Annotated in this window: 17 protein-coding genes; 7 read left to right on the top strand and 10 right to left on the bottom strand. The window is 61.5% G+C overall.

The genetic code is table 11. The annotated features are described in order from the left end of the window. From HKK57_RS08820 to aspA, 8 genes are all read right to left on the bottom strand, one after another. Positions 1-834 (bottom strand): IclR family transcriptional regulator, encoded by an 834-nt coding sequence (locus HKK57_RS08820; RefSeq protein ID WP_029289973.1) that lies wholly within the window; start codon positions 832-834, stop codon positions 1-3. Next, positions 831-1,709, bottom strand: a complete 879-nt coding sequence (locus tag HKK57_RS08815; RefSeq protein WP_169390037.1) for an alpha/beta fold hydrolase — start codon at positions 1,707-1,709, stop codon at positions 831-833. Before HKK57_RS08815 ends, HKK57_RS08820 begins: the two co-directional genes overlap by 4 nt. A 4-nt stretch (positions 1,710-1,713) precedes the next feature. Then, positions 1,714-2,253 (bottom strand): cupin domain-containing protein, encoded by a 540-nt coding sequence (locus HKK57_RS08810; protein ID WP_029289969.1) that lies wholly within the window; start codon positions 2,251-2,253, stop codon positions 1,714-1,716. 13 nt (positions 2,254-2,266) lie between these two features. Next, positions 2,267-3,031 (bottom strand): SDR family oxidoreductase, encoded by a 765-nt coding sequence (locus HKK57_RS08805; RefSeq protein WP_442962264.1) that lies wholly within the window; start codon positions 3,029-3,031, stop codon positions 2,267-2,269. Further along, positions 3,031-3,804, bottom strand: coding sequence for an ABC transporter permease (locus HKK57_RS08800; RefSeq protein ID WP_029289965.1), 774 nt, complete (start codon positions 3,802-3,804; stop codon positions 3,031-3,033). The genes HKK57_RS08805 and HKK57_RS08800 overlap by 1 nt, the downstream gene beginning before the upstream one ends. Positions 3,805-3,832: 28 nt before the next feature. Further along, positions 3,833-4,825, bottom strand: coding sequence for an ABC transporter substrate-binding protein (locus tag HKK57_RS08795; protein WP_169390035.1), 993 nt, complete (start codon positions 4,823-4,825; stop codon positions 3,833-3,835). A 39-nt stretch (positions 4,826-4,864) separates the two neighbouring features. Further along, positions 4,865-5,701 (bottom strand): ABC transporter ATP-binding protein, encoded by an 837-nt coding sequence (locus HKK57_RS08790; RefSeq protein WP_050492657.1) that lies wholly within the window; start codon positions 5,699-5,701, stop codon positions 4,865-4,867. A gap of 549 nt (positions 5,702-6,250) precedes the next feature. Further along, positions 6,251-7,675 (bottom strand): aspartate ammonia-lyase, encoded by a 1,425-nt coding sequence (aspA, locus tag HKK57_RS08785; RefSeq protein ID WP_038444539.1) that lies wholly within the window; start codon positions 7,673-7,675, stop codon positions 6,251-6,253. A gap of 180 nt (positions 7,676-7,855) precedes the next feature. Between aspA and HKK57_RS08780 the strand changes: the two genes are divergently transcribed. The 6 genes from HKK57_RS08780 (at position 7,856) to HKK57_RS08755 (ending at position 12,917) form a co-directional block, all read left to right on the top strand. Beyond that, positions 7,856-8,779: a LysR substrate-binding domain-containing protein gene (locus HKK57_RS08780; RefSeq protein ID WP_029289957.1), complete on the top strand. Its 924-nt coding sequence runs from the start codon at positions 7,856-7,858 to the stop codon at positions 8,777-8,779. A gap of 316 nt (positions 8,780-9,095) precedes the next feature. Next, positions 9,096-9,587: a 5-(carboxyamino)imidazole ribonucleotide mutase gene (gene purE, locus HKK57_RS08775; protein WP_029289954.1), complete on the top strand. Its 492-nt coding sequence runs from the start codon at positions 9,096-9,098 to the stop codon at positions 9,585-9,587. Between the two features lie 12 nt (positions 9,588-9,599). Then, positions 9,600-10,685: a 5-(carboxyamino)imidazole ribonucleotide synthase gene (locus HKK57_RS08770; protein ID WP_029289952.1), complete on the top strand. Its 1,086-nt coding sequence runs from the start codon at positions 9,600-9,602 to the stop codon at positions 10,683-10,685. A 100-nt stretch (positions 10,686-10,785) separates the two neighbouring features. Continuing rightward, entirely contained in the window at positions 10,786-11,031 is a 246-nt protein-coding gene (locus HKK57_RS08765) for a GlsB/YeaQ/YmgE family stress response membrane protein (protein ID WP_029289950.1), read from the top strand. Positions 11,032-11,110: 79 nt separating this feature from the next. Beyond that, the gene (locus HKK57_RS08760) at positions 11,111-11,647 is read left to right on the top strand and encodes a DUF3299 domain-containing protein (RefSeq protein ID WP_029289947.1); all 537 of its coding nucleotides are present in this window, start codon (positions 11,111-11,113) and stop codon (positions 11,645-11,647) included. 307 nt (positions 11,648-11,954) lie between these two features. Further along, the gene (locus tag HKK57_RS08755; RefSeq protein WP_029299564.1) at positions 11,955-12,917 is read left to right on the top strand and encodes an IS110 family transposase; all 963 of its coding nucleotides are present in this window, start codon (positions 11,955-11,957) and stop codon (positions 12,915-12,917) included. A 17-nt stretch (positions 12,918-12,934) separates the two neighbouring features. Here the strand turns inward: HKK57_RS08755 and HKK57_RS08750 are convergent, their stop codons facing one another. Together HKK57_RS08750 and HKK57_RS08745 are read right to left on the bottom strand one after the other, a co-directional pair. Next, a complete protein-coding gene (locus tag HKK57_RS08750; protein ID WP_169390034.1) occupies positions 12,935-13,822 on the bottom strand; it encodes a D-hexose-6-phosphate mutarotase in 888 nt (295 codons plus the stop codon). Between the two features lie 57 nt (positions 13,823-13,879). Beyond that, positions 13,880-14,284, bottom strand: coding sequence for an acyl-CoA thioesterase (locus HKK57_RS08745; RefSeq protein ID WP_003176975.1), 405 nt, complete (start codon positions 14,282-14,284; stop codon positions 13,880-13,882). A 562-nt stretch (positions 14,285-14,846) separates the two neighbouring features. Between HKK57_RS08745 and HKK57_RS08740 the strand changes: the two genes are divergently transcribed. Then, the gene (locus HKK57_RS08740) at positions 14,847-16,127 is read left to right on the top strand and encodes an MFS transporter (protein WP_169851367.1); all 1,281 of its coding nucleotides are present in this window, start codon (positions 14,847-14,849) and stop codon (positions 16,125-16,127) included. Positions 16,128-16,391: the final 264 nt, after the last annotated feature.

Genomic DNA, 16,391 nt, shown 5'->3' with positions numbered 1-16,391 from the left:
TCAATCTCTCATCAAGGCAGTGACGCGGGGCTGGCCGCTGTGGGCGCCGCCGTTGTAGTTGAGCAGGCGCGACAACTCGTCGGCGCTGCGCCGGACCTGGGTCAACAGCTCTTCAAAATTCACATGACCGATTTGCGTGGTGGGGATGGTCACGCCAAGGGCCGCCACGATGTCGCCGCTCTGGTCGCGTACGGGGGCGGCGACGGTGGAAATCGCCGATTCAAAGAATCCTTCGCCGCTGACAAAACCGCGTTGGCGGTCAGCCTGGAGCAAGTCGAACAGCTCCATCACGGTTTTGGGTGTGCAATGGGAGTGCTGTTCCAGATGCTCCTCGGGGTACAGCTCGCGCAGTTCGGCCAGGGACAGGTCTTCGAGGAGGATGCGCCCCAGCACCGTGGCATGGGCCGGCAACCGGGTGCCGACGTTGACCGCATTGGAGAACACCGAAGGCGGCGAGACCTTGGCCACGTACACGATGGAACGTCCGTCGCGCACCACCAGGTTGCTGGGGTAGTTCACCCGGTCGCACAACCGCGCCAGCAGTGGCTGCCCCAGTTCGGTCAGCTCCAGCGACGCGAGGTACTCGAAGCCCAGGCGCAGCACCGACATGCCCAGGCGGTATTCGTTGCCGCTGCGGGTGACGAAGCCCATGGTTTCCAGGGTGGTCAGCAGGCGGAAGATGGTCGAGCGCGGCAGCGCCAGGCGCCGTGCCAGCTCCGGCGCCGTCAGGGTGCGGTTGCGCCGGCTGAACTCGCAGAGCAGCAGCAAGCCGCGCTCCAGGCCCGGCACGATGTATTTGTCCTGGGCATCCTTCAGCAGATCTGAGTCGTTCATAAGGTTCTACCTGTCAGGGATTGTTTGAGGGCGTAGGCCAGGCGACCGGCAACCACCAGCGGTTGTTCGATGGGGCTGGCATGGCCTGCGTCGGCGATCAGGTTGAAGCTGGCACCCAGGGCCTTGGCCACGCCCAGGCAGGTGTCGGGGGTGGTGATGGCGTCGGCTTCGCCGCAATGCACGTCGCAGGGCATCGCCGGTTGGCCGTGGCGCAGCAGGTCGTCGCCGCACAGCAATTCGATGGCCTGGCGATAGCCCGGCGGGTTCAGGCGCGCCATGTTCCAGTGGACCCAGGCCAGTGCTTCGGGCTGGGCACGGGGTGACAGCATGTGCGCGCTGCGTTGTGCGGCCAGCCCGGCGATGCCCAGGCGTTGCAGGTTGTCCAGGCGTTGCTGGCGTACTTGCTGGCGCTGCGGGCTACGTTCGGGCGCGCCATAGCCGCGAGCGGGGCTGATCAGCACCAAGCGGCTCACGCGTTTGGCCTGGGCACTGCGGGCTAATGCCAGGGCGGTCAGCGCGCCCAAGGAATGGCCGACCAGCACGCACTCATCCACCTGCAGCGCATCGAGCATCTGCACCAGGCGCGCGGCGTATTGCTCGGCCTTGGGCACTTGCGACTCCAGGGGGCTGGAGTCTCCATAACCCGGTGCATCCCAGGCGATGACCCGAGCCTGGGCCGCCAGATGCTGTGCCACCTGCAGCCAGGACGCCGCCCCGGAGCCGATGCCGTGCAGCAACACCACCGCAGGCCCCGTGCCACAGACACGCAGGGCCTGCTGGCCACCTGCTGAGGCGACCAGCTGCTGGGGGAAATCGCGCTGCAGTTGGGCTTGCAGGTGGGCCGTCGGCGCGGCTTGAGTGAGTCCTGGCAACATGGGCTTACCCGCGCTTGATCGAGGCCAGAGGGTGCTCTGGCGGATAGGTCGGGGTGATCGGCTTTTTCGCGCCGAGCATCACGCACATCAGCGCGTCTTCGTCGCCGATGTTGATCTCTTCGCGGTACACGCCAGGCGGCACGGAAATCACGTCGCGGTCGGTGAGGATGGTTTCGAAGCGTTCACCGTCCTTTTCCAGCACCACTTTGAGTTTGCCGCGCAGCACGAAGAACACTTCTTCGACGTCAATGTGCAGGTGTGGCGGGCCCTCGTGGCCGGCCGGGATGACCATGGTGGAAAAGGTGAAGTGCTCCGACGGGATGGTGTTCATGTCGGTGCTGATGCCGGTACCGCCGGTGCCGATGTAGCGCATTTGCGCGCGGCGGAACTTGGGGTCGTAGTCGGCCTGGAACTTCAGCGCATCCCAGTCGTACTTGCGCGTCTCGTAGCGGGCGATACGCGTGCTCATCCAGCTTTCCAGGCTGGCGCCGGCAGGGCGATCCCAGCTTTTTGGGGTGTCGTTTTGGGCAGATAGATCAGTCATGACAGTCTCCAGATCAAGGCATGACGAACCCGCCGTTGACCGGCAGGGTTTGTCCAGTGATAAAGCGGGCAAGGTCGGACAGCGCGAACAGCACGGCGCCGCTGACGTCTTCGGGCAATTGCGGGCGCTGCAGGGCCCGCTGGTCGTTGTACAAACGGTGGCGCGCCTCGGGCACGTAGGCGGTGGCTTCCACCAGCACCAGGCCGGGGGCGATGGCGTTGACGGTGATGTTGTCGCTGCCCAGTTCCCGCGCCAGGCTGCGGGTCATGGCGATGATTGCGCCTTTGCTGGCGACATACGCCAACAGGTTCGGCGCGCCCCACAGCGGGGTGTCCGAGGCCAGGTTGACGATGGCGCCCTGACCGCTGTCGCGCAGGGCTGGCAGGCAGGCGGTGGTCATCAGCCAGGTGCCGCGCACGTTGACGTGCATCACCTGGTCCCAGGTGTCGATGCTCAGCTCTTCACAGCTCCTGCCGCCGGAGTTGGTGATCGAGGCGTTGTTGACCAGGCCGTCGAGGCCGCCGAGCAGGCTGATCGTCGCGTCGATACAGGCCTGGATCGATGCGGGTTGCGCCAGGTCCACCGTCACGGCCTGTACGTCCAGGCCCAGCGCCCGTAATTCGGCGGCGGCCTGCTGCACACGTTCGTGCAGCACATCGGCGATCACCACACGGGCGCCGGCCTGGCCGATGGCCTGGGCAAAGGCATAGCCCAGGCCACGGGCACCACCGGTGACCAGCACGCGGCGGCCTGCAAGCAAAAGGTCATGGCCGCTCATCATTGAGTGCTCAACATGGCTTTGGGCATGTAGTGCAGGACGCGTTTTTCCGCCCACACCACCGCACCGTAGGCGATCACCCCAATCAGGGTCAGCGCCACAATGGCGACGAACACCCCGGCGGTGTTGCCCTGGCCCTCGGCGTCCACCAGCAAGAAGCCCAGGCCCTGGTTGCCGCCCACCAACTCACCGACGGTGACGCCAATCACCGCCAGGGTCGAGGCGATACGCAGGCCGGAAAACAGCGCGGCCATGGCCGATGGGAACTCCACCAGGCGGAAGATCTGCCAGCGGCTGGCGTTCATGGTGCGTACCAGGTTGATCATGTCCGGGTCGACGGTGCGGATCGCCGAGAGCACGTTGATCATCACCGGGAAAAACACAATCAGGATGGCGATCAGGATCTTCGGGTAGATGGTGTAGCCCAGCCACATCACGAACAGCGGCGCGAAGGCGACTTTGGGGGCGATCTGCAACGCCAGGATGTACGGCGACAACATGGCTTCGGCGGCCGGCGACAGGCCCAGCGAGACACCGATCATCACCCCCAGCAGGGCGCCGAGGGCGAAGCCGACGACGATCTCCAGGGCGGTGATCAGGGTGTGTTGCAGCAGGCCGCCGGTTTGCCACATCACCAGGCTTTCCTGGGCCACGCGGCTGAGTTTGGGCATGACGAACTCGGGCATGCCGAGCAGGCCCGGACCCCATTGCCACAGCACCAGGAACAGGATCAGCAGCGCGACGCTACCGAGCACGGAGTTGTTGTTTTTCATCGTGTGCGTACCTCAATGTCCCGGTGCTTCACTGTGCGGCGACCGGGCTGTCGACGAATTGGTTGGTGAAGAGCTCTTCAAGCGGGGTCGCCTGGGTGACGATGCCTTCGCTGACATAGAACTGGCGCACCTTGTCCAGATGCTCCGGATCGATGTGGCCGAGCACGGCTTGCTTGGCGTAGACGTGTTCGACGTAGAGCTTGAAGATCTTCTCCAGCGAGTCTTCCTTGCCGGCGTAGGCCGGTACCGCCTTGGCGAAGGTCACGGCGGCGGCGCGCGGGTCCTGGATGATGTCGCGCATGCCTTGCAGGGTGCCCTGCACCACGCCACGCACAACCTGGGGCTGGTTCTTGATGGCGTCGTCCGAGGCGAGAATCGCCTGGGCCATGCTTTCGAAGATCTGGTTCTGGGGGATCAGCTTGATCTGCACCCCGGCTTCCTGGGCGTTGATCACCCAGTCCGGTACGCCGGCCATGGCCTGGGCCTTGTTGGCGGAGAACAGCTGCCAGACCCCGGCGGGGCCGGCGGCCTGGATGTCCACGTCGTTCTTGCCCAGCCCGGCTTTGCGCAGCGAGGCGAGCAGGGCGTAGTAAGTGGTGTCGGAGTACGACATCACCGTCATGGTCTTGCCCTTGAGGTCGCTGATGCTGTTGATGTTGTCCTTGGCATTGGTGGCGATCATCGTCACCCCGCCGTCACCCAGCACCGCCACGGCGCGCACCGGGATGCCATTGGCCCGCACCACGATCGGCGTGTCACCGATGGCGCCGCCGATCAGCGCGTTACCGGCGCCGATCTGCTTGGCCACGTCCACGCCACCTTTGGCGGCGATAAAGGTCAGGTCCAGGTCCTGGGCCGTGTAGTAGCCCTTTTCTTTGGCGATGATCCACGGTGCGAACGCGGGCGAGTTGGGCGGCGCCGGCAGCAGGTAAGTGACCTTGGTCGGCTGTGCCTGGGCGGCGCAGGCCATACCGACGCCCAGGCTGAGGGCGCAAAGACGTTGAAACAGAGACTTGAGCATGGGGACTCCTGAATCGGTTGGGGGCCGCGAGGGCGGTGATCAGTGCAGTTCGGTGTCGGCGCCGACCTGGAGCAACTCCATCAGGCGGCCTACCAGCGGGCCGATTTCCGGCAGCTTGCGGCGCTCCAGGGGGTTGTCGCGAAACGGCAGGTCAATGCTGATTTCTTCGATGATCGTGCCGGGGCGCGCGCTCATGACCAGCAAGCGGTCGGACATGGCGATGCCTTCGATCAGGTCATGGGTGATGAACAGGGCGGTCTTCTTTTCGTCGAACAGCATCCGTGCCATGTCCTGTTGCAGGATCATCTTGGTCTGGGCATCGAGGGCCGAGAACGGCTCGTCGAGGAACAGCACCTGTGGGTCGATGGCCAGGGTGCGAGCCAGGGCGGCGCGCTGGCGCATGCCGCCGGAGAGCTGGAACGGGTAGTGATCGGCGTAACCGTTGAGGTGGCAGCGGTCGAGCAGGTCCAGGGCCACCTTCTGCCGGGTGGCGGCGGGCACGCCCTGGATCTCCAGGCCCAGCTCCACGTTGCGGCGGATGCTGCGCCAAGGCATCAGCAGATCCTTTTGCAACATGAACGCGACCTGCGGCACGGGCCCGGTGACCGGCTCGCCACCGACGAACACTTCACCTTCGCTGGGCCGGTACAGGCCCGAGCCCATATTCAAAATGGTGCTCTTGCCACAACCGGATGGGCCGATGATCGACACCACTTCACCCCGGCGAATCTTGAAGTTCACCTCGCGAATGGCGAAGGGCGCGTCCGCTTTACCCTTGGCCGGGAAACATTTACCGACATTGCGAAATTCAATTTCAGTCGGCTCCAGCTCTTCCTTGAGAGCGGGGTTATTCCATTGGGGCGTCACGGCGTACATCTCTTTCACAGCCATCAGGTAGGTTCTCTGGTCTGTTTTATAGGTGATACGCCGTTTAGTGCATGAACAATGCCAGGGGGTTATTTCCTACAGTTTTTTAGTAAATGTCTTTTGATATCAGTTGTTTGGATATAAATAGTTGCAGGCTTAATGTTTCATATATGAAACGTTGGTTCTTATATGGCACGAAATTGCACACTGCCCGGGCATGTTTTGGGAAGTTGCGAGAACTCGGTGCTTTTTCGGGTAACGCGGAGAAGTTACGAAGGGGCTTATTTGTTTTATATATAAAACGCAGCTGTGCGTTTCTATATAGGTAGTTGTAGGAGCGAGCTTGCTCGCGAAGAACGTTAACGAAAACGCGGGCTTCCTGGATAAGCGCGGCGGTCTCGGGTTTTTCGTCGGAACGCCGCCCGGAGCCAAGCTCGCGCCTACAGGGGGCAGGCGTTAAAAAAAAGCAAAAAAAAGGGCCTGAAGAGCAAGTCTTCAAGCCCTCAAAAGGGTGAGAGGTGTCTAGTCCCTCAACCTGGTGAGCGGTGCTACGTGCGTTCAGGCCTTCAAAGGCACCAGACGCGGGGCAATCATGTTTTCCGGGCGCAGGATGTCGTCGAGCATGGCGTCGTCGAGCAAGCCTTCTTCACGCACCAGTTCCAGCACGCCGCGGCCGCTTTCAAGGGCGATACGCGCGATGCGGGTGGCGTTTTCATAGCCGATGTACGGGTTCAGCGCAGTGACCAGGCCGATGGAGTGCTCCACCAGTTCGCGGCAGCGGGCTTCGTTGGCGGTGATGCCGACGATGCAGTGCTCGCGCAGCATGTCCATGGCGCGTTGCAGCAGGCGGATCGAGTCGAAGATCTTGAAAGCGATCAGCGGCTCCATCACGTTCAGTTGCAGCTGGCCGCCTTCGGCCGCCATGGTCAGGGCCAGGTCGTTACCGATGACCTGGAACGCTACCTGGTTCACGGCTTCCGGGATCACCGGGTTGACCTTGCCGGGCATGATCGAGCTGCCTGGCTGACGCGCTGGCAGGTTGATCTCGTTGATCCCGGTACGTGGGCCGCTGGACAGCAGGCGCAGGTCGTTGCAGATCTTCGACAGCTTCACCGCGGTGCGCTTGAGCATGCCGGAGAACAGCACGAAAGCGCCCATGTCGGAGGTGGCTTCGATCAGGTCGGCCGCCGGTACCAGCGGCTGGCCGCTGATGGTGGCCAGGCGTTGTACGGCCAGGGCCTGGTAGCGCGGGTCGGCGTTGATGCCGGTACCGATGGCGGTGCCGCCCAGGTTGACTTCGGTCAGCAGCTCCGGAGCCAGGGTTTTGAGGCGTGCCAGGTCTTCACCCAGGGTGGTGGCGAAGGCGCGGAATTCCTGGCCGAGGGTCATCGGCACGGCGTCTTGCAGTTGGGTGCGGCCCATTTTCAGGACGTGGCCGAACTCGACACCTTTGGCGGCGAACGCCTGGATCAGGCTGTCGAGGCTGGCCAGCAGCGCGTCATGGCCCAACAGCAGACCCAGGCGGATCGCGGTCGGGTAGGCGTCGTTGGTCGACTGCGCCATGTTCACGTCGTTGTTGGGGTGCAGGTACTGGTATTCGCCCTTGTTGTGGCCCATGGCCTCCAACGCGATGTTGGCGATGACTTCGTTGGCATTCATGTTGGTTGAAGTGCCAGCGCCGCCTTGAATCATGTCCACCACGAACTCTTCGTGGAAGTCACCGCGGATCAGGCGGGCGCAGGCTTCGCTGATGGCAGCGTGCTTGGCTTCGCTGAGCTGGCCCAACTCGCGGTTGGCATCTGCGGCGGCTTGCTTGACCATTGCCAGACCGACCACCAATTTCGGGTAATGCGAAATCGGAACGCCGGAGAGACGGAAGTTATTCACAGCTCGCAGGGTCTGGATGCCGTAATACGCTTGAGCAGGTACTTCAAGTACGCCAAGCAGGTCTTTTTCTGTGCGGAATGATGCAGCGGAGGACATGACGGAAATCATCTCGATATGGACCCGGGCTAGGCCGGAACGCTGTGAATGCTAGGCTTGTGGGAGTTTTTGGGCCAATGCTATTAAGCACTGGCCTATGCACAAACGGCATAATGTTGATGTGACCCGGTTATCATGGCGGGCGTGTGTGCCAAAATGGTGCATGCCCTGGAGAATCAGATGAACCTTGAAAGCAAATGGCTGGAAGACTTTAGCGCCCTGGCGGCCACCCGCAGCTTCTCCCAGGCAGCGGAGCGGCGCTTCGTCACCCAGCCGGCCTTCAGTCGACGCATCCGCAGCCTCGAGGCGGCCCTGGGGCTGACGTTGGTCAACCGTTCGCGCACGCCCGTCGAACTGACCGCGGCGGGGCAGTTGTTTTTGGTCACCGCGCGCACGGTGGTCGAGCAATTGGGCGAAGTACTGCGCCATTTGCATCATTTGGAAGGTGGCCAGGGCGAAGTCATGCAAGTGGCTGCCGCTCACTCCCTGGCGTTGGGCTTTTTCCCACGCTGGATCGCGCAATTGCGCAACGAAGGGCTGAACATCGCCACACGTCTAGTGGCCACCAACGTCGGCGATGCCGTGCATGCCCTTCGCGAAGGCGGGTGCGACCTGATGCTGGCGTTCTACGACCCGGATGCGGCGATGCAGATGGACCCGGACATTTTCCCGTCGTTGCACCTGGGCAACACCGAAATGCTCCCGGTGTGCGCCGCCGATGCCGATGGCAAGCCGTTGTTTGACCTGGAGGGCGAGGGCAGTGTGCCGCTGCTAGCCTACAGTGCGGGTGCGTTTCTCGGGCGCTCGGTCAATCTGCTCTTGCGCCAACGTGCCCTGCGCTTCACCACGATTTACGAAACCGCGATGGCCGACAGCCTGAAAAGCATGGCCCTGGAAGGATTGGGAATTGCCTGGGTGCCACAGTTGAGCGTGCGCGCCGAACTGGCGCGCGGCGAGCTGGTGGTGTGCGGCGGGGCGCAGTGGCATGTGCCGCTGGAGATCCGGTTGTATCGCTGCGCGTTGGTGCGCAAGGCCAACGTGCGGTTGTTGTGGCGCAAGCTGGAAGGCGGCGCGGCGCAGTCCCCGGCGGCTGAGCGCGGTTAAATGTGGGAGCTGGCTTGCCTGCGATGGCGGAGGGTCAGTGCCTGAAATGTCAGCTGATACACCGCCATCGCAGGCAAGCCAGCTCCCACAGTATTTTGTGGTGTTTTCGCTGACCTGGAAGTCAATAAAACCGCCTGTTTGAGGTGTAAGACAGATGGTCACCCAAGGGGCTGTTTATCTGCATTATTACGGTATACTGCGCGGCCTTCGGCCGGTCCAACCGGCCTTAATTCGTACAACAAGCCACGCCGGATTTCCCGCGTGGCTTGTTGTTTTTTGACGCGCCTGCGGGCGCCCAGAGAGAAGAGGCACGACGATGAGTGCATTGGTTGGCGTGATCATGGGCTCCAAGTCCGATTGGTCCACCCTTAGCCACACCGCCGATATGCTGGAAAAGCTCGGCATTGCGTTTGAAGTGAAGGTGGTCTCTGCCCACCGCACGCCAGACCTGCTGTTCCAGTATGCCGATGAAGCAGAATCCCGTGGCATCGAGGTGATTATCGCCGGTGCCGGTGGCGCCGCCCACTTGCCGGGCATGTGTGCGGCCAAGACCCACTTGCCGGTGCTCGGCGTGCCGGTGCAGTCGTCGATGCTCTCGGGCGTGGATTCGCTGTTGTCCATCGTGCAGATGCCCGCCGGGATTCCGGTAGCGACCCTGGCGATCGGCAAGGCTGGTGCGATCAACGCGGCATTGCTGGCTGCCAGTATCCTGGGCGCCAAGCATCCACAGTTCCACGCGGCCCTGAAGAAATTCCGCGCCGAACAGACTGACAGCGTCCTGGACAATCCAGACCCACGCATCGCCTGAGGTTGTTGATTGATGAAAATCGGTGTAATCGGTGGCGGCCAACTGGGTCGCATGCTGGCCTTGGCGGGCACTCCGCTGGGGATGAACTTCGCGTTTCTTGATCCGGCGCCGGACGCCTGTGCGGCGGCCCTGGGCGAACACCTGCGGGCGGACTACAGCGACCCAGACCACTTGCGCCAACTGGCCGATGAAGTCGACCTGGTGACCTTCGAGTTCGAAAGCGTGCCGGCTGAAACCGTAGCGTTCCTGTCGCAATTCGTGCCGGTGTACCCGAGCGCCGAAGCGCTGCGCATTGCCCGTGACCGCTGGTTCGAAAAGAGCATGTTCAAGGACCTGGGCATTCCGACCCCGGCGTTCGCCGATATCCAGTCCCAGGCGGACCTGGATGCTGCCGTCGCCAGCATCGGCCTGCCGGCCGTGCTGAAAACCCGCACCCTGGGTTATGACGGCAAGGGCCAGAAAGTCTTGCGCACCGAAGCCGATGTGGTCGGCACGTTCGCCGAGTTGGGCAGCGTCGCCTGCCTGCTGGAAGGCTTTGTGCCGTTCACCGGCGAAGTCTCGCTGGTGGCCGTACGCGCCCGTGATGGCGAAACCCGCTTCTACCCGTTGGTGCACAACACCCACGACAGCGGCATCCTCAAGTTGTCCGTGGCCAGCACCGATCACCCGTTGCAGGCCCTGGCCGAAGACTATTCCAGCCGCGTATTGAAGCAACTGGATTATGTTGGCGTGATGGCGTTCGAGTTCTTTGAAGTCGACGGTGGCCTCAAGGCCAACGAAATCGCCCCGCGCGTGCACAACTCCGGGCACTGGACCACCGAAGGCGCTGAGTGCAGCCAGTTCGAAAACCACCTGCGGGCGGTAGCGGGCTTGCCACTGGGTTCCACGGCCAAGGTCGGCGAGAGCGCGATGCTCAACTTCATTGGCGTGGTGCCGCCGGTTGACCAGGTCATTGCGATTGATGACTGCCACCTGCATCACTATGGCAAGGCTTTCAAGGTCGGGCGCAAGGTCGGTCACGCCAACCTGCGTTGCAAGGACCGCGCGACGCTTGATGCGCAAATCGCCAAGGTCCAGGCGCTGATCGCTGCGCAATAACCCTGGGGGCGGCGGGAACCATTGGTGACCGCCATCCTCTGATTGCAGGATGCCAAAGTCTGACTAGGCTTCAGCTAACTTTCATTCAGAGGGAAATGCCATGGGTATCATTGGGACCATCTTTATCGGTTTGATCGTCGGCCTGCTGGCGCGTTTCCTGAAACCAGGCGACGACAGCATGGGCTGGATCATGACCATCCTGCTGGGTATCGCCGGCTCCCTGGCGGCGACCTATGGTGGCCAGGCGCTGGGTATCTACCAGGCAGGCCAGGGCGCAGGCTTCATTGGCGCGTTGGTAGGTGCCATTGTGTTGCTGGTGATCTACGGTCTGCTGAAAAAGAAGTGATTTAGCGACAAGCCCTCTGCGCTGCGCAGGCGCAGGGGGCTAGAATGCCGGCACTGTTCTTATTTGCCGAGCCACCTTCATGCGCCGCCTCCTGTTGACTGTCCTTTTGCTGGGTTCAAGCCTGGCCCACGCCGCTGAGCTGCCGGAAACCGACTGGCTGGAACTGATGCCCAAGTCAGACCAGAAAGCCCTCGAACAAATGCCGGATATCGACCACAACTCCCCAGAGGCCCTGGGCACCTTTACCGAAAAGGGTGGCTTGAAGCAGAGCAAGGGCTTGCCGGCCGTGATGTATTCGACCAAGACCGTGGGCGCCATGAATGGCAAGCACATCCGCCTGGGTGGCTATCCGGTGCCCCTGGAAACCGATGCCAAGGGCCGCAGTACCCTGTTCTTCCTGGTGCCGTACCCGGGCGCCTGCATCCACGTGCCGCCGCCACCGCCCAACCAGTTGGTGTTGGTACGCTATCCCAAGGGCTTGAAGCTCGATGATATCTACACGCCGTTGTGGGTCACCGGCACGTTGAAGGTGGAGACGGTCAACAACGACCTGGCAGATGCGGCGTATGCGCTGGATGCGGGTGTGGTGCGGGTGGTGCAGGAGTCAGACCTGTAACCAGCGCCACAAATCCCCCCCCTGTGGGAGCGGGCTTGCTCGCGATGGCGGTGTATCAGTCGACATTTCGTTAACTGACCCACCGCTATCGCGGGCAAGCCCGCTTGTATGTTTAGACTTGAAGGGGTGGGCGGCGACTAAAAGCCCGATTCCGACTCTAGCCAGTACGGACCGTGGGAGACTTCTCGTCCCGCCCTTTCTACCCTAAGCGCCGATAAGGAATTCATCGGGAAAACCGACAATAGAGGCAAGCCAGCGCTGGGATAGACCCCGACAAGCCCTTAAACCCTAGCTCCGAGGATTAGTTATGACAATCCTTACTTCACCAACGGTTGTGGGTATCGATGTGGCCAAGGCCGAAATCGTTGCCTACCGCGAAGACCTCAACGCCACTCAAGCCATTACCAACGACCGCGATGCTCTTGGCCGCTGGCTCAACACATTACCTGCCAACAGCTCAATTGCCCTGGAAGCCACCAGCACTTACCACTTGGACACAGCTGAACTCGCCCATGAAATAGGACATCGGGTTTACGTTGTAGACGCTTATCGGTTGAGCCATTACCGCGAAAGCATTGGCCAGCGGGCGAAAACCGACCCTTGTGATGCACGTTTATTAGCGCGCTACCTGAGCAGCGAGCAGAAACGGCTACGGCTCTGGAGTCCACCTCCGCAGGCTTACAAGTTATTGAAAAGCTTGCTACACCGACGTGCAGAACTTATCAACTTGCGTGTAAGCCTCACACTGAGCTGGTCAGGCGAACCGCTTTTGAAAGACGAGTTGGCCCAGCAGTTAAAGTCCTTCAAACAAGCTGAGCAGGTCATTCAGAAGTTGCTGCACAAGGTCAGCAAAGAGGCGGGCATCACCGAAAATATCAAGCGCTGCAAAGCCATTGAGGGAGTGGGTGATCTTACGGCTACTGGTCTAGCGACAGCCTTCATGCGCGGTCAGTTCGCCAATGGCGATGCATTCATCGCTTTCTTGGGGATGGATCTGAGACCAAAAGACTCCGGAAAAAAGGCCGGCCCTCGGCACTTGAGTAAAAAGGGCGATTCAGAGTTGCGGCGCCTTGCTCACAACGCAGCGATGGCCGCTAGCCGATCTGCGACCTGGAAACCGTACTACGAGTCCTACCTGGCCCGAGGACTGGCAAAGACCCAAGCCCTGGTAATCCTCGCCCGCAAGCTCTGCCGGGTGGCATTCGCGCTGATGAAAAACCAGAGCGAATACCAACCGAACTTAAGGTTGCAGGGTTTACCTGCAACATAGAATCTCCCACATTGGGTCTACAGGGGCAGGTTGGCGATGCTCACGCCCATGGTGTGGCTCGCACCCGGTGCCAGCGCCACTGCATCGTCCAGCACATTGGCCGTCTCGATGCACAGCATGCCCTGCCAGCCATCGTCGGCCATGTCATCGAAAGCCTTGGCGCGTTCAGTCCAGGGGTTCCAGATCACGGTCGATTTCGACCCTTCGCTGTTGAGCTGGATACGCCGCTGCCAGTCGTTATCCACGATGTTCAATTGGGCCGGGGTGTCGAGGTAGATGCGGTCGGTCTCGGCAGTGAAGTGCAGGAGGCCCGATTGATTCTTGGTCGCCCAACCGTCGGCGGTATCGATATAGTCCAGCCCATCCAGGCCTTCGACCTGCACGTTGCGCACATCGCTGACGGCGAAGTAGCTGTGCAGCGCCTGGCTGATCGTCACCGTGTGGGTGCCACGGTTGTGGCTGGTCAGGCGGATATGCAGTTGCTCGTCCAGCAGCAGGCTCATGTTCAGATCGACCTGATGCGGCCAGCCAGGGAAACCGCCCGCTGGCGCAATGAGCGCCAATTCAACGCGATTGTCTTGCACGCCGACCAAGGTCCAGATGGCGGTACGCGCAAAGCCATGGGCGCCGGCCGGCTGGTCGCTCTGGCGCATCGCCTTGACGCTTTGCGGGTTGCGCTCGAATACACCAAACCACGGCCAGCACACCGGCACGCCGGTACGGATGCCTTTGCCTTGCTTGAACACCGCCTTGTCGTTGGGCCAGATCACCGGTTTTGCGTCGGCCGGCTGGTAACTGAAGACGTGCGCACCCTGTTGGGCCACCAGCACTTCGGCGCCGTTGTGGCGGATGCGCCAGCAGTCCAGCTCATCCATTTTCACGGTTTCAACGTGAGGCGTAGGCATACAGGGCTCTCTTAATGACAGGCAATGGGGCAATGGACCGTCAAACCGCCGTGAGGTTTAACGCGCCCGTGACGGAACCGAGCGGGTGCGACCGCTGCCATCAATGGCGACGAACACAAACACCGCCTCGGTGACTTTGCGCCATTCGCTGGACAGCGGGTCATCGCTCCACACTTCGACCATCATCTGGATCGAGCTGCGGCCGATTTCCAGGGCCTGGGTGTAGAAGGACAACTGCGCGCCTACCGCCACCGGAACCAGGAACGCCATGCGATCGATCGCCACGGTAGCCACGCGGCCGCCGGCGACCTTGCTGGCCATTGCCGTGCCGGCCAGGTCCATCTGCGCGACCAGCCAGCCGCCGAAAATATCGCCGAAACCGTTGGTTTCACGGGGAAGTGCGGTGATTTGCAGGGCGAGATCGCCTTGCGGGATAGGATCTTCTTGTTCGAGTTCGATCATGCCGGGGGTGCCTCTGACCCGTGACTCTTGGAATATGTAATCGGTGAATAGCCGTCTTGGAAAAACGATTCAGCCCCGAACATACTACGTTCGTCACGTTTTTCGAAAGGCGCCTGAAGGGAAACTCTGCGAAATCGGCTGGCCGGTGCCAACGACGTTTTCGCGCAACTTCCACTGATATGCCGGTGCAAGGTGGGGAGTATATCGGTCGATAGCCTGCACGACGACCACCGGGTCCTGATTTTGTACATCTATCTACAGGGTTTGGCAGGCGTCAATAAAATGGCCAAAACAGTCATGCAACTTGAGGGGTTTGACCATTGTTTATTTTGAACCCGGCGCCCCAGTATTTGTTGGCGTTTTCGGTCCCCGACAATAATTCGAAGAGGGAACGGGCGGGCCTCGCAAGGGGGTGACTTTGCGAGTTGGCGCCAACCGCCGTGCAGGCGTTTAGACTGTGCTTTTCCGGGCAATTTGCTATCTTGCCGGACCTGCCGGGCCAAACCCAAGCCGTTGCGGATTCCTGATCTGACCTAATAAGAGAAGCCTTGCCATGACCACAGTGCCTTCAAGCATTGCGCCGCCCGCCCGCCCGCTGAACCGCAACGATTACAAGACCCTGTCGCTGTCCGCCCTGGGCGGTGCGCTGGAGTTCTACGACTTCATCATCTTCGTGTTCTTCGCCACGGTGGTCGGGAAGCTGTTCTTCCCCGCCGACATGCCTGAATGGCTGCGCATGATGCAGACCTTCGGCATCTTCGCCGCCGGCTACCTGGCGCGGCCGCTGGGCGGGATCATCATGGCGCACTTCGGCGACCTGCTGGGGCGCAAGAAGATGTTCACCCTGAGCATCTTCATGATGGCCGTACCGACCCTGATCATGGGCCTGCTGCCAACCTACGCGCAGATTGGCCTGTGGGCACCGATTCTGTTGCTGCTGATGCGCGTGATCCAGGGTGCGGCGATTGGTGGCGAAGTGCCGGGGGCGTGGGTGTTTGTGTCCGAGCACGTACCGCCACGGCATATCGGTTACGCCTGCGGCACCCTGACCAGCGGCCTGACCGGCGGGATTTTGCTGGGCTCGCTGGTCGCCACCGCGATCAATACGGCCTACACCCCGGAGCAGGTCTCCGATTACGCCTGGCGGATTCCGTTCCTGTTGGGCGGTGTATTCGGCCTGTTTTCGGTGTACCTGCGCCGTTGGTTGCACGAAACGCCGATCTTCGCCGAGATGCAGCAGCGCAAGACCCTGGCGGCCGAGTTGCCGTTGCGTGCGGTATTGCGCGACCACCGTGGCGCCATCGTGCTGTCGATGTTGCTGACGTGGTTGCTGTCGGCCGGCATTGTCGTTGTCATCCTGATGACTCCGACGGTGCTGCAGACCATCTACCACTTCAGCCCGACGGTGTCGTTGCAGGCCAACAGCCTGGCGATCGTCACCTTGAGCTTTGGCTGTATCGCGTCCGGCGCGCTGGCTGACCGTTTTGGTGCGGGCCGTGTGCTGGTCGCCGGTTGCGCGTTGCTGCTCGCGACCTCGTGGACGCTGTATCACAGCCTGCTGGATCACCCGGACTGGCTGTTCCCGCTGTATGCCTTGACTGGTTTGTTTGTCGGCACCATTGGCGTGGTGCCCTACGTGATGGTCAAGGCCTTCCCGCCGGTAGTGCGTTTCAGCGGCCTGTCGTTTTCCTACAACGTTGCCTACGCCGTGTTCGGTGGTCTGACGCCGCTGGTGGTATCGCTGCTGATGAAAGAAAGCCCGATGGGCCCGGCTTACTACGTTGCCATCCTCTGTGTGATGGGGATGGTCGTGGGCGGGTACCTGTGGAAGCGCGGGCGCTGAACCTGTAGGCGCCGGCTTGCCGGCGATGGCGTCCCTTGGTCAGCGTACGACTCAAGGGCTCCATCGCCGGCAAGGTGTTGTAGGCAGTCAACGTTTACAGAGTGTTTCTGAATTACCGCAATTCCTCGCCTCGCCCCCGCATTTACTCAGCTCCTCTCCCGTATCCGCTTGCGCTGCCAATACTGGCCTTTCATCTAATTGTCATATTCCAGACATAGAGTGTTCACACGGCCTACCGATACTTGGCCCCGATCCAACTATCCC

Origin of the sequence: Pseudomonas sp. ADAK21, from assembly GCF_012935735.1 — a bacterium.
Taxonomy (GTDB): domain Bacteria; phylum Pseudomonadota; class Gammaproteobacteria; order Pseudomonadales; family Pseudomonadaceae; genus Aquipseudomonas; species Aquipseudomonas proteolytica.
This window is presented reverse-complemented; position numbering and strand designations above follow the sequence as displayed.